21 protein-coding genes and 5 tRNA genes are annotated in these 22,587 nt (G+C 53.3%); 4 read left to right on the top strand and 22 right to left on the bottom strand.

What is annotated here, in order from left to right; all coding sequences use genetic code 11:
* Positions 1-2: 2 nt before the first annotated feature.
* The 11 genes from ACZ52Z_RS02130 to dctP all read right to left on the bottom strand — a co-directional run bounded on the left by ACZ52Z_RS02130 (position 3) and on the right by dctP (position 10,752).
* Positions 3-869: a glycosyltransferase family 2 protein gene (locus ACZ52Z_RS02130; RefSeq protein WP_464269112.1), complete on the bottom strand. Its 867-nt coding sequence runs from the start codon at positions 867-869 to the stop codon at positions 3-5.
* A 108-nt stretch (positions 870-977) separates the two neighbouring features.
* Positions 978-1,051: transfer RNA gene (locus tag ACZ52Z_RS02125), tRNA-Gln, on the bottom strand.
* Positions 1,052-1,121: 70 nt separating this feature from the next.
* Positions 1,122-1,928 carry an AmmeMemoRadiSam system protein B gene (gene amrB / locus ACZ52Z_RS02120; RefSeq protein WP_464269111.1) on the bottom strand — a complete coding sequence of 269 codons (807 nt, stop codon included), beginning with the start codon at positions 1,926-1,928 and terminating at the stop codon, positions 1,122-1,124.
* Positions 1,929-1,979: 51 nt separating this feature from the next.
* Positions 1,980-3,440: a cysteine--tRNA ligase gene (gene cysS / locus ACZ52Z_RS02115; RefSeq protein ID WP_464269110.1), complete on the bottom strand. Its 1,461-nt coding sequence runs from the start codon at positions 3,438-3,440 to the stop codon at positions 1,980-1,982.
* Between the two features lie 61 nt (positions 3,441-3,501).
* The gene (locus ACZ52Z_RS02110; protein WP_464269109.1) at positions 3,502-4,746 is read right to left on the bottom strand and encodes an AmpG family muropeptide MFS transporter; all 1,245 of its coding nucleotides are present in this window, start codon (positions 4,744-4,746) and stop codon (positions 3,502-3,504) included.
* A gap of 73 nt (positions 4,747-4,819) precedes the next feature.
* Positions 4,820-5,605, bottom strand: coding sequence for a LutC/YkgG family protein (locus ACZ52Z_RS02105; RefSeq protein ID WP_464269108.1), 786 nt, complete (start codon positions 5,603-5,605; stop codon positions 4,820-4,822).
* Positions 5,605-7,044 (bottom strand): LutB/LldF family L-lactate oxidation iron-sulfur protein, encoded by a 1,440-nt coding sequence (locus ACZ52Z_RS02100; protein ID WP_464269107.1) that lies wholly within the window; start codon positions 7,042-7,044, stop codon positions 5,605-5,607. Before ACZ52Z_RS02100 ends, ACZ52Z_RS02105 begins: the two co-directional genes overlap by 1 nt.
* Positions 7,045-7,046: 2 nt before the next feature.
* Positions 7,047-7,775, bottom strand: a complete 729-nt coding sequence (locus ACZ52Z_RS02095; protein WP_464269106.1) for a (Fe-S)-binding protein — start codon at positions 7,773-7,775, stop codon at positions 7,047-7,049.
* Positions 7,776-7,785: 10 nt separating this feature from the next.
* Complete coding sequence (locus ACZ52Z_RS02090; RefSeq protein ID WP_464269105.1) at positions 7,786-9,105, bottom strand: TRAP transporter large permease; 1,320 nt, start codon at positions 9,103-9,105, stop codon at positions 7,786-7,788.
* Positions 9,102-9,620 carry a TRAP transporter small permease subunit gene (locus tag ACZ52Z_RS02085; RefSeq protein WP_464269104.1) on the bottom strand — a complete coding sequence of 173 codons (519 nt, stop codon included), beginning with the start codon at positions 9,618-9,620 and terminating at the stop codon, positions 9,102-9,104. Before ACZ52Z_RS02085 ends, ACZ52Z_RS02090 begins: the two co-directional genes overlap by 4 nt.
* A 76-nt stretch (positions 9,621-9,696) precedes the next feature.
* Complete coding sequence (dctP, locus tag ACZ52Z_RS02080; protein ID WP_464269103.1) at positions 9,697-10,752, bottom strand: TRAP transporter substrate-binding protein DctP; 1,056 nt, start codon at positions 10,750-10,752, stop codon at positions 9,697-9,699.
* A 342-nt stretch (positions 10,753-11,094) separates the two neighbouring features.
* On the opposite strand from dctP, the gene ACZ52Z_RS02075 reads away from it, so the two are divergent.
* Together ACZ52Z_RS02075 and ACZ52Z_RS02070 are read left to right on the top strand one after the other, a co-directional pair.
* On the top strand, positions 11,095-11,649 hold the full coding sequence (locus ACZ52Z_RS02075; protein ID WP_464269102.1) for a tetratricopeptide repeat protein: 555 nt from the start codon (positions 11,095-11,097) through the stop codon (positions 11,647-11,649).
* A gap of 76 nt (positions 11,650-11,725) precedes the next feature.
* Positions 11,726-12,064 carry a hypothetical protein gene (locus ACZ52Z_RS02070; protein ID WP_464269101.1) on the top strand — a complete coding sequence of 113 codons (339 nt, stop codon included), beginning with the start codon at positions 11,726-11,728 and terminating at the stop codon, positions 12,062-12,064.
* A 21-nt stretch (positions 12,065-12,085) separates the two neighbouring features.
* Here ACZ52Z_RS02070 and ACZ52Z_RS02065 read toward each other — a convergent pair whose 3' ends face one another.
* From ACZ52Z_RS02065 to ACZ52Z_RS02040, 6 genes are all read right to left on the bottom strand, one after another.
* Positions 12,086-12,598 carry a HyaD/HybD family hydrogenase maturation endopeptidase gene (locus ACZ52Z_RS02065; RefSeq protein WP_464269100.1) on the bottom strand — a complete coding sequence of 171 codons (513 nt, stop codon included), beginning with the start codon at positions 12,596-12,598 and terminating at the stop codon, positions 12,086-12,088.
* A 97-nt stretch (positions 12,599-12,695) separates the two neighbouring features.
* Entirely contained in the window at positions 12,696-14,399 is a 1,704-nt protein-coding gene (locus ACZ52Z_RS02060) for a nickel-dependent hydrogenase large subunit (protein WP_464269099.1), read from the bottom strand.
* 11 nt (positions 14,400-14,410) lie between these two features.
* Positions 14,411-15,562, bottom strand: a complete 1,152-nt coding sequence (gene hybB, locus ACZ52Z_RS02055; RefSeq protein WP_464269098.1) for a Ni/Fe-hydrogenase cytochrome b subunit — start codon at positions 15,560-15,562, stop codon at positions 14,411-14,413.
* On the bottom strand, positions 15,555-16,556 hold the full coding sequence (gene hybA, locus ACZ52Z_RS02050) for a hydrogenase 2 operon protein HybA (RefSeq protein ID WP_464269097.1): 1,002 nt from the start codon (positions 16,554-16,556) through the stop codon (positions 15,555-15,557). Before hybA ends, hybB begins: the two co-directional genes overlap by 8 nt.
* Complete coding sequence (locus ACZ52Z_RS02045; RefSeq protein WP_464269096.1) at positions 16,537-17,661, bottom strand: hydrogenase small subunit; 1,125 nt, start codon at positions 17,659-17,661, stop codon at positions 16,537-16,539. Before ACZ52Z_RS02045 ends, hybA begins: the two co-directional genes overlap by 20 nt.
* A 73-nt stretch (positions 17,662-17,734) precedes the next feature.
* Positions 17,735-18,019 carry a hypothetical protein gene (locus tag ACZ52Z_RS02040; RefSeq protein WP_464269095.1) on the bottom strand — a complete coding sequence of 95 codons (285 nt, stop codon included), beginning with the start codon at positions 18,017-18,019 and terminating at the stop codon, positions 17,735-17,737.
* Positions 18,020-18,126: 107 nt separating this feature from the next.
* Between ACZ52Z_RS02040 and ACZ52Z_RS02035 the strand changes: the two genes are divergently transcribed.
* Positions 18,127-18,387 carry a hypothetical protein gene (locus tag ACZ52Z_RS02035; RefSeq protein ID WP_464269094.1) on the top strand — a complete coding sequence of 87 codons (261 nt, stop codon included), beginning with the start codon at positions 18,127-18,129 and terminating at the stop codon, positions 18,385-18,387.
* Positions 18,388-18,755: 368 nt separating this feature from the next.
* A complete protein-coding gene (locus ACZ52Z_RS02030) occupies positions 18,756-19,394 on the top strand; it encodes a hypothetical protein (RefSeq protein ID WP_464269093.1) in 639 nt (212 codons plus the stop codon).
* A 169-nt stretch (positions 19,395-19,563) separates the two neighbouring features.
* Here the strand turns inward: ACZ52Z_RS02030 and ACZ52Z_RS02025 are convergent.
* From ACZ52Z_RS02025 to lon, 5 genes are all read right to left on the bottom strand, one after another.
* Positions 19,564-19,641 (bottom strand) — tRNA-Asp (locus ACZ52Z_RS02025).
* Between the two features lie 6 nt (positions 19,642-19,647).
* Positions 19,648-19,723, bottom strand: a tRNA-Val gene (locus ACZ52Z_RS02020).
* Between the two features lie 178 nt (positions 19,724-19,901).
* Positions 19,902-19,979 (bottom strand) — tRNA-Asp (locus tag ACZ52Z_RS02015).
* Positions 19,980-19,985: 6 nt separating this feature from the next.
* Positions 19,986-20,061, bottom strand: a tRNA-Val gene (locus tag ACZ52Z_RS02010).
* A gap of 106 nt (positions 20,062-20,167) precedes the next feature.
* Entirely contained in the window at positions 20,168-22,585 is a 2,418-nt protein-coding gene (lon, locus tag ACZ52Z_RS02005; RefSeq protein WP_464269092.1) for an endopeptidase La, read from the bottom strand.
* Positions 22,586-22,587 lie beyond the last annotated feature (2 nt).

The raw sequence follows: 22,587 nt of genomic DNA, 5'->3' as shown, positions 1-22,587 counted from the left end.
GATCATTTCACCCGATCATAGCGAAGCTGAGATATCTGTTCTGAAACCAGGCCGATCATAAAAACAATGATCGAGGTACTCAACAGGAGTGCCGACATGTTGGTAAATCGCCCGAAGGAGAAATAGGTATAAGCATAATAGCAGATACCGATCAGGAAGAAGAGAAAGCTGACCGGCATAAAAATTCGAAATGGTGAATAAAGCGTGGCAATTTTGGAAATAATAAGGAGAAAGCGTATACCGTCTTCGACCAGCCGGATCTTGCTGCTCCCTACCCTCTTTTTAGCTTCTATGGGGATGTATTTAATACTCCTGCCACTGCGCAGGTAGGACATGGTAAGGGTGGTGGGGTAGGAAAAGGTATTGGGCAGGAGGTAAATGTACTGCTCGGCGGTGGACTTTCGGAGCAGGCGAAATCCTGAAGTCAGATCTTCAATCTTAAAACGGGTTACATAGGTGGCAAAACGGTTATAGAGAAAGTTTGCCAGGTCTCGATGCACAGAGGTGGTCGATTGTTTTGTCCTGGCCCCAATAACCATATCATACCGATCCCTGTGCTCCAGTAATCTGGCGATATCCTCAGGTTGGTGCTGGCCATCGGCATCCATCATGATTACCCATTCCCCCTGGGCTACCCGCAGGCCAGATTTAATGGCCGCGCCATTGCCCATGTTATAGGGATGCGGCCAGACATTGGCCCCTGCGGCCATGGCTTCCTGCAAGGTGTTGTCGGTGGAGCCGTCATCAACCACCAGTATTTCAAACGCAGGATAGAGTGCGCGGATCTTGCGAACCGTCTCACCTATCACCTGCCCTTCATTGTAGGCAGGGAGCAAGACAGTTATTTCATACGATTGTTTGTCACCCAAGGCAGCACTCCTAAAAAAGAGAGGGAAGGAAGACTGGTTATCTTGGTTTAATTATTGTGAAAATCAGGAAAAAAGCAAGGACTTAATAGGGGGAAAAGAAAGAAAAGCTGGCTGGGGGACAGGGATTCGAACCCCGATAGGCAGAGTCAGAGTCTGCTGTCTTGCCATTAGACCATCCCCCAGCGGCTTGGAGTAGGGAGTATATAGAGAAAAATACACCACTTGTCAATAAAAATGAAAACCAGCAGCCACCTATCTGACGATTAACCCGGCATAGCCAACCACCTGGTCGATATCACCGCTCGCCTCGCCGGAATCAGTGTACTGGACCAGTTCAACCGTAGTCGCGTGCAGTTGACGGGCTGCCAACAGGGTAATCACCGTTGGCATGACGCCGCACATGGAAATGCGCTGCTCCAGGACCGTGTGGTACAACCCGTGCGGGTCAAAGGCGCACATCCTGTCGATGGCCAGGTGGTCCTGGCGTGATGCCTGCTCCCGTGAACGGTAGTGGGTCATATCGGTAGAAGCCAGGAGCAGTACCGGGGAGTCGCTCCCCTTGATGGCATCAGCAATGCCCTGGGCAACCCGTTCACACGCTTCGTACTCTATGTGGCCGATGCAGAGGGGGACGATATGTAGGTTGGGCTGCAGAAACTGAAGAAAGGGTACCTGCACTTCCAGGGAATGCTCGCTGCCGTGGGCATTGTCATCGGCCATGATGGTCGCATCAGTCTGCAAAAGACGCTCAGCCAGTTCCCGGTCAAGAGGGACCTGGCCCATGGGCATCTCCCAATCTCTGGTGCCCATGGCAACAGCTGCTCCGCGTCCGTGATGATTTGGCCCCAGGATCAGTACCGTCTCAGGCACCACCACCCGGCTGATGGTCAACCCGGCAGTGGCACCGGAATACACATAGCCGGCATGGGGCATGATCACGGCCCGTGCCGTTATTTTCTCACCCGACGCCACCTGAGGAATTAAACTGGCGACCGTTTGTTCGAGTTGACCTGGATCTCCCGGGTAAAATCGATCAGCAACAACTGGTTGACGAAACATAGTCTCCTCCTCCCTTTTGATTGCCGATGCCCCCGATGTGGTTTGGGTTGGCTATTTTACATCCCAGGTCGTTCCTTGGGGGCCATCTTTTAATATAATATTGTTTGCCAGCAGGCTATCACGGACCTCATCACTGGTTGCCCAGTCTTTTTCGGCCCGGGCCTGATTGCGTTTATCGATCAGGGCAACTATTTCCGCCTCGGAAAGACCTGCTGCTGCAAGCAGTTTTTCCTTTTTCTGGGCAATAAAAGCGACCGGATCCTGCTGCAGGATGCCGACAACCGAGCCCAGCCGCTGCAAGGTTGCCGCGGCATCCTTGAGCAACGCATACTCCGCTTCAGCTGCTGTTTCCCCCACCTGACCAAGCAGTTTATTGAGGACCTTTACGCCATCAAACAGCAACCCCATGGCCTGGGCGGTATTAAAATCATTGTCCATGGCCCGCTGAAAACGCTCTTCCAGGCTTTCGACCTTTGACCGGTCCTTGGGGCTGAATGATTGACCGTTACCAGCTTCCCCAAGCTGCAATTGCTCAATGCGGGCAAGACAATCATACATGCGGTCCAGGCCGGTTTGGGCGTCCTGCAGGGCATGCTCGGAAAAATCCAACGGATTGCGGTACTGAGTGGAAAAGATGAACAACCGCAGCTCTTCAGGACTATATTGCTGGAGCACGTCGCGGATAGTGAGAAAATTACCCAGCGACTTGGACATTTTCTCGTCCTTGATGGTCACAAAACCGTGGTGCATCCACAGGTTGGCAAACTCTTTGCCGGTTGCGCCGCAACTCTGGGCAATCTCATTTTCGTGGTGGGGAAATATCAGGTCTTTACCGCCGCCATGGATATCAAAGGTATCGCCAAGATATTTCTTGCTCATGGCTGAACATTCGATATGCCACCCGGGACGGCCATCACCCCATGGGCTGGGCCACGAGGGTTCGCCGGGCTTGGCCCCTTTCCAGAGCACAAAATCCATGGGATTTTCTTTCTGCTCATTGACCTCAATGCGGGCACCGGCCTGCATGTCTTCCAGCGATCGTCCGGAGAGGCGTCCGTATGCGTCATACCGGTCCACCCGAAAATAGACATCTCCGCCCGAGGGGTATGCCATGCCTTTGTCGATAAGGGTCTGGATCAGCCCGGTCATCTCCTGGATGTGCTCGGTGGCCTTGGGTTCAATGTCCGGCCGCAGGGTGCCCAGTGCATCCATGTCCGTATAAAATTCGTTGATAAACCGGAGCGCCAACGCAGAGGAATCCACCCCCTGCTCATTTGCCCGTTGAATGATCTTATCATCAATATCAGTGAAATTACGGACAAAGGTAACCTTGTAGCCTCGATACCGCAGGTAACGGACAACCATGTCAAAGACCAGGGCGGAACGAGCATGGCCTATGTGACAGTAGTCGTAGGAAGTGATACCGCAGACATAGAGTTTGACGTGATTGTCTTCTAGGGGCTGCAGCAACTCTTTGGTCCGTGTGAGGGTGTTGTATATTCGTAGTGGCATCGTCGTTTGGGAGGCTAAAGAAAGAATACGTATCTATAAGTAAGGACTGTTGGAAAAAAATTCAATGGTCCACAGCCTTTTCTCCTTTGTGCTGGTATAGCTTGGCAACCCAATGTAACAGAAACAGACCAGGAATGGCAACAGCTGCACAACAGGCAAAAAACAGGACCCACCCCATGGACTGGGCCATGAAACCGGTTGGGGCGGAAGCCAGCACCCTGGGAACGCCCATGAGGCTGGAGAGAAGCGCATACTGGGTAGCAGTGAATTTTTTATTGGTGAGCGATGCCATATAGGCGACATAGGCAGCGGTTCCCATACCACCGCTCAGATTTTCAAACGCGATCACGGCCGCCAGCCCGCTGAGGCTGGGACCCCAAACCGCAAGGATTGAAAAGCCGACTGTAGAAACCGCCTGCAGCACGCCAAAAATCCAGAGACTGCGAATAATCCCGGCATGGAGCATGATGATCCCGCCAAGCAGTCCGCCGATGATGGTGGCCCAGAAGCCAAACAGTTTGGCCACAGCCCCGATCTGGGTTTTGGTGAACCCTATATCCAGATAAAACGGGACGGTCATGGTGGACGCCATTTGGTCCCCGACCTTGTAGAGGAGGATAAACAGGAGAATAAGCCAGGCGCCGCTCCTGCTGAAATATTCGACAAAGGGCTGGATAACCGACTCACGGAACGTGGTGGGCAGTGTTTCCTCCACTGTCGGTTCGCGGCATAAAACGGTGGTCAGGACACCTACCCCGAGGCTTGCTGCCATAACCATGTAGACCTGACCAAAGGATATATAATCGGCCAGAATCAGGCCGCCGCTTCCGGCGAGCAGCATCCCCACCCTGTAACCGTTGACGTAGAGCGAGCTGCCAAGTCCCAGTTCATTATCGCTGAGGTCCTCACGCCGGTAGGCGTCAACCACAATATCCTGTGAGGCGGAAAAAAAGGTGACCAGCAGGGCAGCCAGCGCAACCATCCAGGGATTCTGGCTCGGGTTGGTGCTGCCAAGCACCACCAGAGCCAGCATAAGCAGCAGTTGAACTACCAGCAGCCAGCCACGCCTTCGTCCGAAAAATGGAAGGGTGAAGCGGTCGAGCACCGGCGCCCACAGGAACTTCAGCGTATACGGGAGGCCGACCAGGGCAAACAGCCCGATGACCGACAGGTCGACGCCCTCCTCTTTCATCCACGCCTGCAACACCGACAGGGTCAGGAGCAGCGGCACCCCACAGGAAAACCCCATCAGCAGGGATACCAGCATGCGGGGAGAAAAGACCTGTTGCAAGAGGGCAGATTTCATTGGCTGTCACGGACCTGATAAAGAAAAGGAATACGGCTCTGCAGTTGCGACGCTGTCGACAATGGCGAGAAGGTTACGGGGTTGCCGCGCCTTCCTGAACAACAAAAAGATGAAGCTCTCGGGGTCCATGGGCTCCATGCACCATGTGCAGCTCAATATCGCCGGTTTTGCTGGGGCCGGAAACCAGAGAGAGGTTGGAGGTCAACCCCTGTGCGCGTTCCTCCGGGTCCCACTTGAGCAGGGTGTACAGCTCGGCCAGGTTGGCAAGGATTTTATCTTCCTCGACCACTGCCACATGGATGGACGGCACCAGCGATACAGATCTGGCATGACCGGGCCGACTGCGCATGGCCAGGGTGGCGGTGGCCGTCACAAGGTAGTCTGCCGAGGTGATGCCGATAAAGGAGGCCTCCACATCCTCCCTCACCGCCGCCCGCTGCTCGCGGCTGACAACAGCATCTCCGCCTGCCGGGGGTGCGGAGGTTATATGCATGCCCACACCGTGGAGTTCAGGACTGTCTTCCAGCTGCAGCATATCAAGCAGGGGGTGGTCCCAGCGTGCAACATGCCGGTCTGTGCCCCATTCGGGCTCCTTGGTGACGATCAGCCGGCAGATGGCTGCAGCAATGTCCTTTACACTGCGTTCGGGGTGGAAATCGATATGCAGAGGACCGGCGACCTGGGTGAGCACCTGGAGCAGCTCGTTTCTTTCTGTCGCGGTCCTGCTTTTGATTCGTACGAGGGTTTCTCTCTCTTCGGCAGATGGCGAGGTGGTAAAGAGGGAGGGGTCTGCCACATTATCGCCTCCCCTTGCCAATGCCTTTTCAATGGTGGCAATAAACGTTTTTCGGTTGTCCATCACTTCTTCCTCGACTCTTTTTCCTGCCAACGCTGCATAAAGGTTTTGCCGGCCAGAGGCTGCAGATTACGGGTCCGGGTCCAGCCGCTGAAGGGAAAAGGAAGCCGCCTGATCATCCCGTCTTGGGTCGGCAAGGCCCGCTGGAGAAGCGCAGCCGCTTTGAGCATGGCGTTATACACTTTTCGATGGCGGATAACCTGCTGCCATCCGGAAAACAGCAGCCTTTCCCCTCTTCCCTTTGGCTTCACATTCCACTGCTCGTCGCCTTCAGACAACTTGGCCCGCAGCGCCAGCAGCATCCGGGGGAGGTTGATTTCCAGCGGACAGGCCTGACGGCAGGCTCCGCACAGGGTTTCTCCGGTGCACAGGTCAGCGGCATTATTCACCCCGAACAGCAAAGGTGTTACCACAGCCCCGACAGGACCGGTATAAGCAGACCCGTATGCATGGCCTCCAATCTTTCCATAGACCGGACAGACATTCAAACAGGCGCCGCAGCGGATGCAGCAGAGCATTTCCCGAAACTCCTTGTCAGCAAGCATTTTTGAACGACCATTATCCAGGATAACCAGGTGAAAGGCCTCTGGGCCGTCGGCATGGTCTGCGGCTGCGGGACCGCCGATGTAACTGACATACCCGCCGATCTGCTGGCCTGCCGCTCCCATGGACATCAGCCTGAGAATCGATTGCTGCTCTTCCAGGTTGGCGACAATCCGCTCCATCCCCATAAACGCTACATGCACCTTGGGCAGGGTCGTGGCCATCCTGATGTTGCCCTCATTGGACACGGTGGTGATGTGGCCTGTTTCCGCACAGGCAAGGTTGCACCCGGAAATCCCCATGTCAGCGGTAAGAAACTTCTCTCGCAGGGCCTTGCGGGCATCATGGGTCAGAGTCGGCGGATCTTCGGTGTAGGGTGTACCCAGCTTCTCGGTAAAAAGCTTCCCGACCTCCTTTCTGGTCTTATGTATGGCCGGAGCAACAATATGGGTGGGTTTTTCGCCTGCCAGCTGAATGATGTATTCCCCAAGATCGGTTTCAGCCACCTCCATGCCTGCTGCTTCCAGGGCTTCATTGAGGCCGATCTCTTCGGTGACCATGGACTTGCCCTTGACCACGGTTCGCACCTTGTGCGCTTGGGCTATGCTCAGGCAAATCTCCACCGCCTCCTCTGCATTAGCGGCAAAGTGTACCTGGCCGCCATGCTGTTCTACCCTATCGGCCAGGGTTGTCAGCAGGATATCCAGGTTGTCAAGCGCCTTGCGGCGATAGCCGTGGGCAATTTTTCTCAGCTCCTGGCCCTCGGGCAAATCACGGTACAACTGCTGGGTTGCCGGGCCCAAACGGGCCTGCAGACTTTCCAATGCCGACTGCAGCACCGGATCGTCAATGGATTGCCGAGCTACCTCTGTATACTTTTCTGAAGTTATCTCACTCATCCTTATTGACCTGCCAGTAGTTGAGCAATATGCATGACCTGCACGGGTGCCTGCCGTCGGCTGAGCGCGCCCTGGATATTCATCAGACACCCCATGTCGCAGCCGGTGACGACATCCGCTCCGGTAGCGAGAATATTGTTGACCTTTTCCTCGACAATGGCGGCAGAAATCTCAGAATATTTCACGGCAAAGGTCCCGCCGAACCCGCAGCACTTATCGGCATCCTTCATCTCTACCAGCGTCATATCCCGGATACCTTCCAGCAGCGCCCTTGGCTGTCGATCGACCCCCAGCATGCGGTTCAGGTGACAGGAGGCATGGTAGGTGACCTTACCGGAAAAACGCGCACCCACATCAACGACCTGGAGCACATCCACCAGGTATTCGGTGAACTCAAAGGTCCTGGCAGCGATACGCTGCGCGCGGGCCAGCATGGACGGGTCACCGCTCAACAGTTCCGGATAATGGTTGCGCACCATATCGACGCAGGAACCGGAGGGACACACGATCGTGCCGGCGTCCTCGAACAGATCGAGAAATTTTTCTGCCGCAGCCCGGGCTACCTTCTGATGCCCTGCATTATAGGCCGGCTGCCCGCAACAGGTCTGATCAGTCGGGCAACTGAGTTCCACCCCCTGTCGCTCAAGGACCTCTACCATTGCTTCCCCGGCTTCCGGGAACATAGTGTCGACCAAACACTGTACAAATAAGGTAACTTTGTGTTGTTGCATGTGCGTTCGCTTAATTAATGAGATGAGCAGGCAGCCAGGTAATCAGTGAGGGGAAAACGATCAAAAGGATGATGGCCAGTACCTGCAAGGCGACAAAGGGCATCACCCCACGATAGATATCCACGGTCTCAACATTGGGCGGAGTGATCCCTTTCAGATAAAAAATGGAGTAGGCAAAGGGCGGAGTAAGAAAGGAGATCTGCAGGTTGACCATCACCAGCACCGCAAACCACACCGGGTCAAACCCCAACTCGGCGGCGATCGGGGTAATCAGTGGAACAATGATGAACAGGATGCCCATCCAGTCAATAAACATACCGCAGAAAACAAGCAGCAGCATGATCGTGAACAGGATACCCCATTTCCCCATGGGCAGATTCAGAAACAGGCTGGTGATAACCTCATCACCGCCCAGGGCGACAAAAACGGTGGAAAAAAAGGTCGCTCCTATGGCAATCATCATGATCATGGCCGTGATGGTCAGGGTCTGCCTGCAGGCATCCTTTACCACCGCCAGATTGAGTTGCTTGTACGAAGCAGCCAGCACCATGCTGGCTAAGGCCCCTACTGCCGCGGCTTCGGTGACGGCGGCAATGCCGAAAAATATACTCCCCAGGACGGAGAAGATGATCAATGCCGGGGGGATGATGGAGGTAGCAAGCATCACCAGCTTTTCTTTTCCCGTCTGTTGGCGCTCTTCGGGAGGTATGGGCGGGCCGTCTTCAGGGTGCAGGTAACAGCGTACCCCAATATAGAGCATATACAGCAAGGTCAGCAGGAGACCGGGTACCAGGCAGCCAAGAAACAATTTCCCCACCGAAATCCGGGCAATGGGACCGTAAACGATAATCATCACGCTCGGTGGAATCAGGATGCCCAGGGTTCCACCCGCACAAATAGCCCCACATGCCATGGACTTATTGTATTTTTTTGCCAGCATTACCGGGAGGGCCATGAGCCCGATGGTTATTTCCGAAGCCCCGACCACCCCGGTTGCCGCGGCAAAGACAGCGGAAATGGCAATGGTTGAAATACCCAATCCTCCACGGAAACGTCCCCAGAGAATATGCATGGCATGGAAAAGCCGCTCTGCCATCCCGGATTTCTCCATGAATACGCCCATGAATAAAAACAGCGGGACCGCCAGCAGGGTATAATTTTTCATCAGTCCAAACAGGCGGGCGATGAACAAACCGAATATATCGGCACCCATCAGATTGGCGCCAAAGAGAAACGCTACGCCTCCAAGGACAAACGCGGTGGGAAAACCGAGAAAAATACCGGTAAAAAGGGTGGCAAACATCAACACAACGGAAATTTCCGGACTCACGACACCTTACCTCCGTTGCAGATAATCACGATATTGCGTAAACACTCGGCAACCCCCTGCAGCAGCAGCATCCCGACGCCGATGGGCATCACGGTTTTAAAGGGATAAATGATGGGCTGCCAGTATCCCTGCATGGAGCGCTCTCCTATCTCCCAGGAAAAGGCGACATACGGAAAAAGAGCGTAGAGTATTCCTCCCCACAGGGGAAAAAAGAAGACAAGGTACCCGAGGAGGTCGACCAGTGCTTTGGTCTTTGGCGAGAAGCGGCTGTAGAGGATGTCGATCCGAACATGATGCCGTTTTTTCAACGTCCAGGCCTCGCCAAGCAGAAAAAATGTCCCGCCGATCATGTAGCTGAGATCAAATACCCACTTGGTGGGTTGATTGAGCACATACCGGGAGAAAATTTCAAACCCAATGATAGCCGTCAGCACCAGAACCAGCCAGACGATCAGTGTGGCCGTGGCCTCACTGAGGGCATCGATGGCCTTGACTATAGCGCGGATCACTTTCATAAATATACCTGCACAAAAACAAAGGAGCCGCCGGAGAACACTCCGGGGCTCCTGGAAAAACGAAAACCGTGTTTCCCTATTTGAACGATGGGGTCATGAGTTCCTTGTAACTGTCATACCCTTCCCGAAACTTTTGCTGTGATTCATACACCTTTTTGAAAAACGGGTCTTTGGCGCTTTTCTTTTCCATCAGCGCAGCAGCCTTGACAGCCAGTCCTTTTTGAATCTCCGGGTCAAGATACTCGATTTTCACCCCTTTCTCCCGAAAAAAGTCAAGCGCGGGTATGTCTCTGGCAATGCAGCGGGTCAACATGTCCAGGGTGGCAGCCCTGGCGGCGGTGCGAATGATCTCCTGAATATCTGCAGGCAACTTCTCCCAGGAGCGTTTATTGACCTTCAGGTCCAGAATGGTGCTGGTTTGGTGGATGCCGGGCACCAGCAGGTAGTCGGCAATTTCATAAAAGGCAAGATCCTTATCAATGTTGGGAATACTGAACTCGCCGGCATCAAGGACCTTGCGCTGGAGCGCTTCATATACTTCTCCCGCAGGAAGCATCATCACTGATGCCCCGGCCTCGCTCAAAATCTCCCCCCAGTAGCCGGAGGTACGGAATTTCAAGCCTTTGAAATCATCCATTTTAGTGATCGGCTTGTTGGACCAGGCAAGATTCTCGGTAGGGAGAATCCCGCAAGGAGCCACAAATCCGAGATTGTATTTCTCGTAGAGTTCGGTCAGAAGAGCATTCCCCTCCCCTTCATACAGCCAGGTCAGGTAAGGAATAACCTCCATGCCAAAGGGGATGTAGCCAAACAACGGAGCCGCGGGAAGCTGACCTACGGAATAGCTGGGTGAGCTGTGTGCTGCATCGATGACTCCCATGCGCACTGAATCGGTAACCTCCAAAGCACCCATGAGGACCCCGGCAGGATAGCTTTTGATGGTCAGCCGCCCATTGGTCATGGTGGTTACCCTGGCGGCAAAATCATCGGCCAGCTCCTGAAGAATGGTCCCCTCGGGCCAGGACGTCGCCATTTTCCAGACAAATTTTCCCTCAGCAGAGGCAGCAGTTACGTTAAGGGCCATGACGATGCAGCAGAACGTCAAAGCCAGAATTCCTTTTCTGTGTAGCATGGAAAGCACCCCTCGTTTAGTTTTCGGTAAAAGCACTCTTTCTCTCTAAAAAATGGCAAAAAATAATCCTTGTACCAACGATTTGTCAATCTTTTTGTCTGGTTGTGCCACAACGAGGTACCGCAGCTCCCTGCTTATCAGGTACAGGAAGCTACGGCAGGCGGTGCGTCCATCGACTCGAGTGAGTGCCGAAAAACAACAGTTACCCGGTCCCCCTTCTGCTCTTTCCATTACCCGCAAATGGGGCAGTTCTCTGAACACAGGATGATTTTTCAGACAATCCGGGGAAAATGGCTATAGTTTCCCTAAATTTCCTCAACCAAAAAAAGAAGAGAGAGGCAAATGGAAAAAGCAGAACTTCTTCGCCAGGCGAAAATATACTTTGCATCGGGACAGCTGGAAAAATGTGTAAGCGCTTTTACTGCAGCAGAACAGGCCGGGTGCGACCTTGTTGACGTCTGCCTGAGCAGGGGGGCGGCGCTGCTGGCGCTGGGGGATCCCCAAGCGGCAAAAGAGGATTTTACCCGGGTGCTGGCAACCGACAGCGATCACGAACGAGCCGCCTACTACCGCGGTGTTGCATCGGCAGCGCTCGGTGAGTATGAACAGGCTATAGATGACTTGACAACAGCGCTTATCCATAACAACGAACGTGGAATAGCGCACCTGGTTCGCGGGGTTGCCTATGCGGAACTGGGCAAAAAAGCGGACGCCATTCTGGATATCAACAGCGCGTCGGCATTCTCTGAGGCTGAATTACAGAGCTTCAAACGTCTTTTTGGCGATGTCGAACTTCCGCTGCAAAACACCCAGGCCTTGCTGGCGGAAGAAAACGCCCCCTGGAACAATCTGCTCAATCGAGACGAAGCCAGGAAGCTGCTCAACCTGCTGCAATAACGGGAGGCTCCACCCTGGCAATAATTTGCGGGAATAGATCCCGCGTGCTCATTCACCCAATTCCTTACATGGTACCATGACGTTTCGCAGAATTCACCAGCTCCGTATAGGCACGGCTATAGTTGTGCTGATCCTGGCCCTGCTCTACCTGATGGGGCAGGAAAAGACGGCACTTGCAGGGTTTGCCCTGATAACCATGGCTGCTGTAGCCGTGGGCGACCGGCTGCGAAAGGGAACCCTGCCGGCAACATGTGACCTCTGCGGAGCCAGCGCGACCATGGCGGCCGAATATGGCGCGGGGTTCTCCAATGCCAGACTGGTGCTTACCTGTCCCCGTTGCGGCAGGGTTATTAACAGCGGAGGGTATCAGGTTGAACCGCGCAGAGAAAAAGAACACACCAGCACAAAGCATTAACTGCCAGCAACGCGGCAACCGTCAGGCAGCGCGCCTGCTGATCGGAAGGTCGGTGGTCACCGCTGCCAGCTGCTCCAGCAGGATACCCAAAACGTCGCCCACCCGCTGTTGCAGCAGAGGGGTCAACTCCATACCGGGCTCCAATTGCTGGGGGACGACCGTTATAAACTGTATTCGCTCGGGTACCTGGCCTCGAATCGCACAGATATCCAAAATTTCCAGCATGCCGATCTGGTGCGGCGACATTCGGGTCTGGATGCTGCCAGAGCGGACATCTTCATCGGTAAAGCAATGGACTGATCCAGGAGCATCATCAAGGGCGACCACATCCACCACAAACAGGTAGTCGCACTCTTCAATAAAGGGTGCAAGCAGAATGCCGGCTGTCCCGCCATCGAACACACGAATATGCTCAGGGCAGGCATACTGTTCTTCAAGAGCATGGACGCAATGGACACCAAACCCCTCATCACCGAGCAGCATGTTGCCTATACCGAGTACCCCTATTCTTTTCTCTTGGTTACCATTAACCATAGTATCTCCGACAGGATAACAGGATGACCGCCCCAGCCCGCAGCAAGGGGGAAAACGAGCGGGTCGGGGCAATCACGTAACGATGCATTCCCGGAGGCTACATCACTTTGACAGTGGAGAGCTCTCGCCCGTCTGGGTTGAGCATGTGCACGGCGCAGGCCATGCACGGATCGAAGGAGTGAATGGTGCGCAGAATTTCCAGGGGCTTTTCCGGGTCAGCCACCGGATTGCCCACCAGGCACCGCTCATAATATCCCGGTTCATCATTTCCATCCCGAGGGCATGCCAGCCAGGTTGATGGAACCACAGCCTGGTAATTCCTGATTTTCCCGTTTTCAATAACGATCCAGTGAGAGAGCGTGCCTCGGGGCGCCTCATGAATGCCAACCCCTCGCTGCTCACCTTCGGGAAAGTGAGGGGCATTAAACGTGGTGAAATCGCCGGAGTCAATGTTGGCAATCAACGCATCCCACTGAGCGGTCATGGCATCCTGAACCACCGCCGCCCTGATGCTCCTGGAAATATGCCGTCCCATGGTCGACGGCAGGATGTCCTCATCGAACGTCTGTCGGCCGATAGAGGCCATTCTTTCAAGCATCTGGCTGGTATACTTGACTGCAGGAGCATGGCCGGCAGCCAGCATGGCCATCACACTGGCAACAGGGCCTACCTCGGCGGGCTCGTTCATAAACGATGGCGATTTCACCCAGGAATATTTTCCATCTGCATCCTTTTCGGTAAATTTGGGTTCCGTCTCCTCCACGTATGGGTGGCGGGTCCAGTCCCCGGCATAGTAGGAGTGTTTGACGCTCTCTTTGACATTCTCCTCGAAAAAGGGATCCTGAGAACTGCTGATCGTACGGAACGCGCCCCTATCGCCAGCCTTGATGTATCCGCCGGGCATGGCAAACTGCTTGCCTTTTTCATCCATGGGCATTTCCGGCACAGAGAGATAGTTCCCGTTCCCTTTGCCATAACTGCACCACTCGGGATAAAGGGCACCGATGGTTGCCACATCAACCATGTACACCTGCTGCACAAAATCACGCACCTCGTCCATCAGGGTCTTGATGTAGTAGAGCCGCTCCATGGTGAGGGTTGCGGGACTGTCCAGGTTAATGGGATTGGCGACACCACCGACGGCCAGATTCTGGATATGGGGTGTTTTCGACCCGAGAACGGTGACAACCTTATTGATCTTCCGCTGATACTCCAGGGCCTGGAAGTAATGCACCGCTGCAATGAGGTTGACGTCCGGATCAAGCTCCATCGCCGGATGGCCCCAATAGCCGCTGGAAAAAGGTCCAAGCTGCCCAGAATCGATGAATTTCTTGAGTTTTTCCTGGGTCTGCCGGAATTCCTGGGCGCTGTTATGTTTCCAGGGAGAAAGTTGCTGAGCCAACGCAGCGGCGTTTTTCGGGTCTGCCTTGAGCGCTGCTGAGGCGATATCCACCCAGTCAACGGCGGACAGAATATAAAAATGAATGATATTGTCTGCAAGGCAATGCGCTCCGACGATCATGTTGCGAATGTACTGGGCATTGAGCGGTACCTCAAGGTCAAGGGCGTTTTCCACGGCCCGCACGGATGCCATGGCATGAACAGTGGTGCACACCCCGCAAATACGCTGGACAATGAGCCAGGCCTCGCGCGGGTCCCTTCCTTTAAGGATGGTTTCAATACCGCGCCACATGGTCCCGATGGAACGGGCATCGAGCACCTGGCCGTTTTCCACCTCACACTCTATGCGCAGATGCCCTTCAATTCTGGTTATTGGATCAATTACAATATGTTCAGACATGGTAAAACTCCTTACTGATTGGAATCAGCGGCGTGGTGAACGCTGAAAACAGGGAATACTTTGACAAAGAGTGTATAGGCTGCAATTTCAAAGGCTATAAGCCCGTAGGTGATCATCTGTTCGCCAATGGAGGGAAAATACTTCCACCCGGTTCCCGGATCGAAACCGATAATATAGGTATTAAAGCGGAACAGGGAGCCGCCGACCAACACACAGAGTGCGGCAACAAACAGGAGCCGCGGGTTGGCGCGATAGTGAGGATAGGCAAGAATCACCAGGCCGATGAGCAGCATGCAGTTTTCGATCAGGAACATGTTGCCGAGAAACGAGCCGGAAAAGGCATTGGCCATTTCACCGCGCATGAAAATATTCTGGAAACGAATGATCAGGTAGAATCCCAGCACCCACGACATGATTCGGGCCACCTTGGCCAGCATATCCGTCTCATCACCCAACGCATACACCCTAGATGAAACAGTGGCTTCGAAGATTACCATGGCAAACCCCATGAACATGGCGGTCAGCAGAAACAGGAGCGGCAAGGTACTGGTGTGCCAAAGGGGAGAGAGCTTGTACCCGGCCATCAGCATCATCGTGCCCAGGGAAGACTGGTGCATGGTGGGCAGAAGCACGCCCAGGGCTATCAGGGCGAAGATAACTCGATTCAGCCGTTTGCCGAAATTCTTCAACTTCCACTTTTCGACAAAAGCCGGGGTGAATTCGAGCCACAGGACAAAAATATAGGTTCCAATGCACATTGCCACCTCGAACATGACCGAATGAAAATTCATCTTCCATGGCAGGTAGAGATTGTAGACATTGAGGTACCTGCCGATATCGAGGAAGACCGAGACCCCGGCAAGGGTGTAGCCGAACATGGAGGCCAGCAATGCCGGTCTGACCAACGGATGAAACTCTCCCCGGTTGAGAATATAGACCATCAGGGCCATCACATAGCCGCCGCACGCAAAGGCCGTACCGACAACCACGTCATAGGCAATCCAAATGCCCCAGGGAAACCCGTCATTCATGTTGGAAACCGAGCCGATACCAAAAATAAACCGCTTGACCGCAAAATAACCGGCAATCCCCACTATGATCAGGCAGATGGCAAAGGTGGGGGTAAAAATTCTTCCGCCCAGGGGTTTTGCTGCATCACTCATGACTCCCTCCCTTAGTGACTGAGGCTGATTTCGTCTGTTCCTGTTCTTCGCTGTGTTTATTTTTCTTCACCATAAAGACGAGGCCGGCAAGAACGACGAGCGGATACACCATTCCCTTGTAAATAGCGTACTGGATACCACTTGCCATAGAGACAAAGGACTCCTTGGGAAAACTGGGCAGACCGAACTTTTCAAAAGGTACCGCTGCCATGTACATTACCTGGGTCCCTCCCAGCTCTTCCTTGCCATATACGTGGCGAACGTATTGAGGTGCCTTGAACGCATGCACTTTCCCCGAATCAATGGAGGAAACAGGAAAATCATAGGTCTTGCCGGGTTTCATCTGCAATCGTCTTCTGGTCTCTTCAAGCAGTTCTTCAACCTGCCCGAATAGAGATGCTCCGGTCGGGCAAACAGAACAACAGGCCGAAATACCGCCTTTTTCGATCACATGCGAACACAGCTGGCACTTGACAATTTCCGGGTAGGGATCTTCCCACTCGAACTTGGGGATATTATACGGACAGGCTACCTGGCAATACCGACACCCTATGCAGGCATCCTTGTTATAGCTGACGATTCCGTTGTCTTTATCCTTGGTAAGGGCCGACACAGGACATGCCGTTACGCAGGAAGGGTCAACACAGTGCAGGCACTGGCGCTTGATAAAGGCATACCCGTCCTCCACCTCATCCTTATTTACGCCCTTGCCGTCTGCGTACTTCTTGATAATGTTCAGCGTCTTGGCGGAAAGGTCCTGGGGTTTGTCCCAGATGCCGTCCTGTTCATCCAGTTCAGCCGGCATGGAGTTGGCCTCTTTGCATGCCGACATGCAGGCATTACACCCCACGCACAGGGTTGAATCATAGAGAATCCCAAGGGCGTTGGGCGGCAGTGCTTCGACTGTCCGGGCATCAACAGCCTGACCGTCAATGGTCAGCAGCGCCAATCCACCAGCAGCTCCCTTCAGAAACTCACGCCTTTTCATCTTCATGGTCGGACCTCTTCTTTCCAAGCTTCGCGGTAAATACAGCGCCAGCACCAATTGCCGCACCACCCAATCCGGCCATAAGCGCAGCAGAACCAGGGGTTACCCCCTGGCCACGTTCTACGCTTATTGGCGCATGCTCGGCTGCCGGTGTTGTATGCAGTACCGGGCTGGTAGCAAACTGCGGCATCTGGAACCCTACCCCCTGCTCGGCACATCCGAAACAGGGATGACCGGTGGCTACCGGCCAGCATCCGGAGCCTGCATCGCCAAACTGACTGGTTGAACAGTTGGCATAAGTAACCGGTCCCTTGCAGCCGAGATAGTAGAGGCAATACCCCTGACGATGCCCCTCATCACCGAACTGGCGGGCAAACCGACCATTGTCAAAATGAGGGCGCCTTTCACAGTGCTCATGGATCAAACGGCCATAGGCGAAGGTCGGACGATTCTTCGCGTCTAACGCCGGCAAGGCATGAAAGGTAAGATAATGAATAATAGTAGAAAGCAGGTTATACGGGTTGGGCGGACACCCCGGAATACTGACAACCTGGGTATCGGTCAGCACATCAGCCACGCCAACACACTCGGTAGGGTTCGGTTCCATTGCCGCTACTCCACCCCAGGAAGCGCAGGAACCTACAGCTATGACAGCACCGGCCTGGGAACCGATCTCTTTTACCGTGTCAACAAAATTTTTGCCCGCTACCTGGCAGTAAATACCGCCATCTTTCAACGGAATCGCCCCTTCGATCACCAGGATAAATTTTCCGTAGTTTTCCTCAACGGTGCGATGCAATGCTTCTTCGGCCTGATGGCCTGCGCCGGCGGAAACAGTCTCATGAAAATCCAGTGAGATAAGATCGAAAATCAACTTCTCTAAGGAGGGATGTTCTGAGCGCAGGAGTGACATGCTGCACCCGGTACACTCTGAACCATGCAGCCAGACAACCGGCGGCCGTTGCGGGCTGGTTATTGCCTGAGCAATTTTGGGTGCCATTGCCTCAGGAAGCGCCATGCCGGCCGCTACCGCTGAACAGAATTTCATGAAATCTCTTCGTGTTACACCGTTGAGACGCCCCTGAAGCCGTTTAAAATTTTCTTCTTTCATACTCTCCCTCTCGCTTGACGACCCCTCCTGCACATACGAGGCCGCTGATTGCGTTTTTCCTGGGTAGCTTGTCTTACCTGCACAACTCCTGTGTGGCTGGAGAAGAATTGCTCAGACATCGGGCAAGCTGTACCCGTTCTGTGGATGAAACGTCTGCATTGAGCTGTACCATGGCATCGATAATGCCTAGCCATCGTCGCTCACTCTCGCCTACTTTTGCACAACTTGTTGAAACCGGATGACAACGAGTACACTTGGCAACAAGCAGCTGCTGACACTGTTCTCCAGACTGGCAGCCGAACAGAAAAACGCAGAGAACATAGCTGAAAAAACTTTTTTTAAATATATTCAGCAACATAAAAAACAGCCAAGCACATTAAATTCAGAAAACAAGGCGACCTGAATGGCAAAGACCTGGGCCACGCGACAGGTACGCACCTTTCCAAATAGCTGCCCCAGCACGAAATGCCAATTAACACAAATTGCACATTTTGCACATTTTCTATTGCCCATATAAGTATTATTTATGCCCAGACCGAAAACAGGGGAGGTAACCGCCAACAGAGTCCAATCCAACCAACAACAGCGACCGCACTCAAACCGCATGCAGAGGAAAACGAAAAATTAATTATGGAAAAAGGTGGAGATAGAACAATTAAGGGAAACGAAAAAAATAGAAGCAAGACGCGTGCCCTCTTCCCGCTGACCTGCGGTGATGAGCAATGAGCAATGGTGCCAACGTTGGCCCTCTTCTACCTGCCGGCAACTCCAAGCGGCACCAGCCCCAAAGAAGGCAGCAAAGCAACAACAGTCCCTCGCCTTGCGACACCAGCACTCGCAACATACCAACAATAATACATTTTTCTGCCCCACAGACATGCGGGAGAATATTCACCTGCCAACACAGAGCAATGATTTAATGGTAGGTCTTTCCAAGGAGACAACACCCTGCGGAACAGATTAATTGACCAAAAAAAGGAAAAATAAATAATAATGATTATGGTGGTGGTATGGGCGTACTCAAGTGATGTTTCGGAATTTTTTACCGAAAAGAGCTTGCTTTCCTTTCTCCCTGCAACCAAGGGGTGCTACCAATGAAGAGACTATTCAGTCGTCAAGCGCAGCTGCAAACCCTGACCCGAGTGTGCCGAAATTCCTACATCATCAGCTGCCTGCAGGCCGTTATTTACGGGTCTTTCCTTTCTATTCTTGTCCAATCATGGCAGACAGGTGAAGCCTTTTTCCTGCTTGCCAGTTATTCCGAAGAAACAGTCACCTTTGTTCGCGGATGGGTTACCTTTGGCTACACCCTGACCATGGTGCACTTCTTCATTAAACTTGAACAGATCCCCAAATATCTGAACGTGTTGAAGGCAGACAACCCGAAGTATAACCTCAAGCCTCACCTGGATTGTGTCAGATGGGTAGGCGTGGTTTGCGGTTTTACTGCAGGAATGCTCTTCTCCTTCTGGGCATTGCATTCCGCAACAGGTCCGGACGCACGACTCATCTGGTCGATTATTTTCCTGATGGTGATCATTATGCTGGGAACAGGGAGAGACTTCTGGCGCATGTCAGGGCTTTCACCGCGTATCGCCGGAAAAATTGATTCACTGTCCAACAGATATGCCGTAGCCCGCACCTTCTGCCTGGAAATTCTCGAACAGCGACCGTTTGTGGATGTTGACCTGGACCTCCTCAATCAGGAGCTCCGACGAGCTGCTACTATCTGAACAAGCAAACACCAGCAGCCAAACCCGGTTCGATGAGCAGCTGTGAAAACTGCAGCACAAAAGCTCTGACAATAGATTGCGGGTAGAGGAAGGGGTACCCAATCAGGTCCCAAAAAAGGTAAAAAAAAACGGGTAGCCGCAGTTGCAGCTACCCGTTGTACATCTGGAATGGCGGGACCGACGAGACTCGAACTCGCGACCTCCGGCGTGACAGGCCGGCGTTCTAACCAAACTGAACTACGATCCCTAACTGTGGTGGGCGAAACAGGGCTCGAACCTGTGACCCTCGGCTTGTAAGGCCGATGCTCTCCCAACTGAGCTATTCGCCCCAACAGTGAAAAAGGTATTTAGCAGGATAACTCCTGCCAGTCAAGCTAATTATCCAGCCCCGGTAAAGTTTCCCCCATGTCATCCTCATGACCGGCTTGTTTGAAGAAAAGCAAGCAGGGTAACGACAAGACAATAAAAAAAGGGATTACCCGAAGAGGTAATCCCTTGAATATCTAGTGGCGGGACCGACGAGACTCGAACTCGCGACCTCCGGCGTGACAGGCCGGCGTTCTAACCAAACTGAACTACGATCCCTAACTGTGGTGGGCGAAACAGGGCTCGAACCTGTGACCCTCGGCTTGTAAGGCCGATGCTCTCCCAGCTGAGCTATTCGCCCCAACAGTGAAGAAGGTATTTAGCAGGATAGCACCTGCCAGTCAAGAAAAAAAGGATCACGTAGCAACTATTCTCCCCACTTACCGAACACAAGAAGTGCGCGCCGGTTATTGGGCAGGCGTATTGTGCGAGGACAAGGTAAAATCACCGTATATGGATTCCAGCGATACATCCTTAAACAGTGTTTCCCCTTTCTTCGCCAGCAGCGCTTTCTGCAGCACCTCGCTGACGTCATCAACAAACTCGATTTGCAGACTGTCCCGTATCTGCTTGGGAACATCTTCAAGATTTGGCTTGTTCTCTCTAGGAATCAGCACCCTGGAGATATTACCCCGTTTGGCGGCAAGGAGTTTTTCCGTCAATCCGCCTATGGGCAGCACCCTTCCTCTGAGGGTGATCTCACCGGTCATGGCAATATTCCTATCCACCGGCAGTTTCAGAATGGCAGAGACAATACTGGTGGCCATGGTAATGCCTGCAGAGGGTCCGTCCTTGGGAATGGCCCCTTCCGGAACATGTACATGCACATCGATCTTCTTGTAGAAGTCCGGTTCCAGCCCGAGGCGGATTGAGCGTGACCTGACATAGGAAAGCGCGGCCTGGGCAGATTCCTGCATAACGTCACCAAGTTTTCCCGTGACAATCATTTTACCGGACCCGGGCATAATGGTTGCCTCAATCTGCAGCAATTCCCCCCCGACTTCGGTCCACGCCATGCCGGTGGTCAACCCAATTTCGTCATACTTCTCCATCAAACCGAAACGGTACTTGGGCACCCCGAGGTAGTCGATAACCTTTTCCGAATCCAGTAGATACTGCTGTTGGGGATCCTTCTGCTTGAGCCCCTCGCGCGCAACCTTCCTGCAAATACTGGCTATGGTTCGCTCCAGGCTCCGTACCCCGGCCTCACGGGTATAGCGGCGAATGATCTCCAGCAACCCAGGCTGGTCAATAGCAATCTGCCGCGGTGTAAAACCATTGGCTTCCAGTTGCTTGGGGAGAAGAAAATCTTCGGCAATATGCAGCTTTTCCTCTTCCGTATAGCCGTTGAGTTGGATGATTTCCATTCGATCCTGCAGCGGCAAGGGTATACCGTGCAGGTTATTGGCAGTGGTAATGAAAAAAACTTCAGAGAGGTCGTAGTCCAGGTCCAGATAATGGTCGTTGAACGCATAATTCTGTTCAGGGTCCAGTACCTCCAGCAGCGCTGCCGATGGATCGCCGCGGAAGTCCACGCTCATTTTATCGACTTCATCAAGACAAAACACAGGATTCACTACCCCGGCCTTCTGCATGGACTGTATTATTTTGCCAGGCATGGCACCTATATACGTTCGGCGATGGCCCCTGATTTCCGCTTCGTCACGCACCCCGCCAAGGGACAGACGAATAAACCGCCGCCCCATTGCCCTGGCAATGGATTTACAGACAGAAGTTTTTCCAACTCCAGGGGGGCCGACCAAACAGAGGATCGGTCCTTTCAGTTTTTTTACCTTGGTCTGCACAGCCAGGTATTCGAGGATACGCTCTTTGGGCTTTTCCAGACCGTAATGATCCTCGTCCAGAACAACCTCTGCCTTGTCGATATCAATTTTGGACCTGGATTTCTTTTTCCAGGGGAGTTCCAGCAGGGTATCGATATAGTTACGTACCACCGTTGTTTCGGCGGACATGGGCGGCATCTGACGAAGCTTCTTAAACTCTTTGGCAACCTTTTCCTTGGCAAGCTTGGGCAGTTTTTTCCGGTTAATCAGTTCCTCAAGCTCTGAGAGATCATCGCCGCCTTCGCCCTGGCCCATCTCCTCCTGGATGGCCCGCATCTTTTCCGAAAGAAAGTAGTTGCGCTGGGTGGCGCTCATCTTTTTCTTGACCTTGGAGTGGATATCCTTTTCCAAGGCAGACAGCTCCAGTTCCCGATTGAGAATTTCCAAGACCATGGTGATACGGACAGGTACAGAAGCTTCTTCCAGTATCTGCTGTTTTTCCTCGGTCTTGAGCGAAATATGGGAGGAGACAAGATCGACAAGCCTTGACGGTTCTTCGATGGCGTTAACGGTATTCAGGACCTCTCGAGGCAGTTTTTTATTCCCCTGGCCAAAGAGTTCAAAGGTCTTCTTTAACTCCCGCACATAAGCGGCAACCTGTGGGCCCTGAGCATCGACGTCTTCCACCATTTCCAGGTGACTGGCATAGTAGACGTCCTCTCCGTGGCCAACAAGGACACTGTCAATAATTCGCGCCCGCTGCTTTCCTTCGACCAGTGCCTTGATCGTTCCGTCAGGGAGCCGAAGCAGCTGCATGACCGAGGCGACGGTACCAATGGAGTAGAGATGGTGCTGCTCAGGGTCATCCACACCGGCATCTCTCTGGGTCACCAGAAAAACCATGCTGCTCTCCTCCATGGCGTTTTCCAGCGCCAGGATGGATTTCTGCCTCCCCACAACCAGGGGAGCAACCATTCCGGGAAACAGCACGATGTCCCTCAATGGCATGAGGGGAAGTCTTTCAGTATTCAATTGATTCATCT

This window comes from Desulfogranum aggregans, assembly GCF_055398265.1.
This window is presented reverse-complemented; position numbering and strand designations above follow the sequence as displayed.

Coding starts and splice junctions, on each gene's coding strand:
- ACZ52Z_RS02095 (WP_464269106.1), bottom strand. CDS start 7,775: ATGCAACAACACAAAGTTACCTTATTTGTACAGTGTTTGGTCGACACT.
- ACZ52Z_RS02100 (WP_464269107.1), bottom strand. CDS start 7,044: ATGAGTGAGATAACTTCAGAAAAGTATACAGAGGTAGCTCGGCAATCC.
- dctP (WP_464269103.1), bottom strand. CDS start 10,752: ATGCTACACAGAAAAGGAATTCTGGCTTTGACGTTCTGCTGCATCGTC.
- ACZ52Z_RS02110 (WP_464269109.1), bottom strand. CDS start 4,746: ATGAAATCTGCCCTCTTGCAACAGGTCTTTTCTCCCCGCATGCTGGTA.
- cysS (WP_464269110.1), bottom strand. CDS start 3,440: ATGCCACTACGAATATACAACACCCTCACACGGACCAAAGAGTTGCTG.
- ACZ52Z_RS02085 (WP_464269104.1), bottom strand. CDS start 9,620: ATGAAAGTGATCCGCGCTATAGTCAAGGCCATCGATGCCCTCAGTGAG.
- ACZ52Z_RS02070 (WP_464269101.1), top strand. CDS start 11,726: ATGACGTTTCGCAGAATTCACCAGCTCCGTATAGGCACGGCTATAGTT.
- ACZ52Z_RS02105 (WP_464269108.1), bottom strand. CDS start 5,605: ATGGACAACCGAAAAACGTTTATTGCCACCATTGAAAAGGCATTGGCA.
- ACZ52Z_RS02065 (WP_464269100.1), bottom strand. CDS start 12,598: ATGGTTAATGGTAACCAAGAGAAAAGAATAGGGGTACTCGGTATAGGC.
- ACZ52Z_RS02060 (WP_464269099.1), bottom strand. CDS start 14,399: ATGTCTGAACATATTGTAATTGATCCAATAACCAGAATTGAAGGGCAT.
- amrB (WP_464269111.1), bottom strand. CDS start 1,928: ATGTTTCGTCAACCAGTTGTTGCTGATCGATTTTACCCGGGAGATCCA.
- hybA (WP_464269097.1), bottom strand. CDS start 16,556: ATGAAGATGAAAAGGCGTGAGTTTCTGAAGGGAGCTGCTGGTGGATTG.
- ACZ52Z_RS02030 (WP_464269093.1), top strand. CDS start 18,756: ATGAAGAGACTATTCAGTCGTCAAGCGCAGCTGCAAACCCTGACCCGA.
- ACZ52Z_RS02035 (WP_464269094.1), top strand. CDS start 18,127: ATGCCAATTAACACAAATTGCACATTTTGCACATTTTCTATTGCCCAT.
- ACZ52Z_RS02045 (WP_464269096.1), bottom strand. CDS start 17,661: ATGAAAGAAGAAAATTTTAAACGGCTTCAGGGGCGTCTCAACGGTGTA.
- ACZ52Z_RS02040 (WP_464269095.1), bottom strand. CDS start 18,019: ATGTTGCTGAATATATTTAAAAAAAGTTTTTTCAGCTATGTTCTCTGC.
- hybB (WP_464269098.1), bottom strand. CDS start 15,562: ATGAGTGATGCAGCAAAACCCCTGGGCGGAAGAATTTTTACCCCCACC.
- lon (WP_464269092.1), bottom strand. CDS start 22,585: ATGAATCAATTGAATACTGAAAGACTTCCCCTCATGCCATTGAGGGAC.
- ACZ52Z_RS02075 (WP_464269102.1), top strand. CDS start 11,095: ATGGAAAAAGCAGAACTTCTTCGCCAGGCGAAAATATACTTTGCATCG.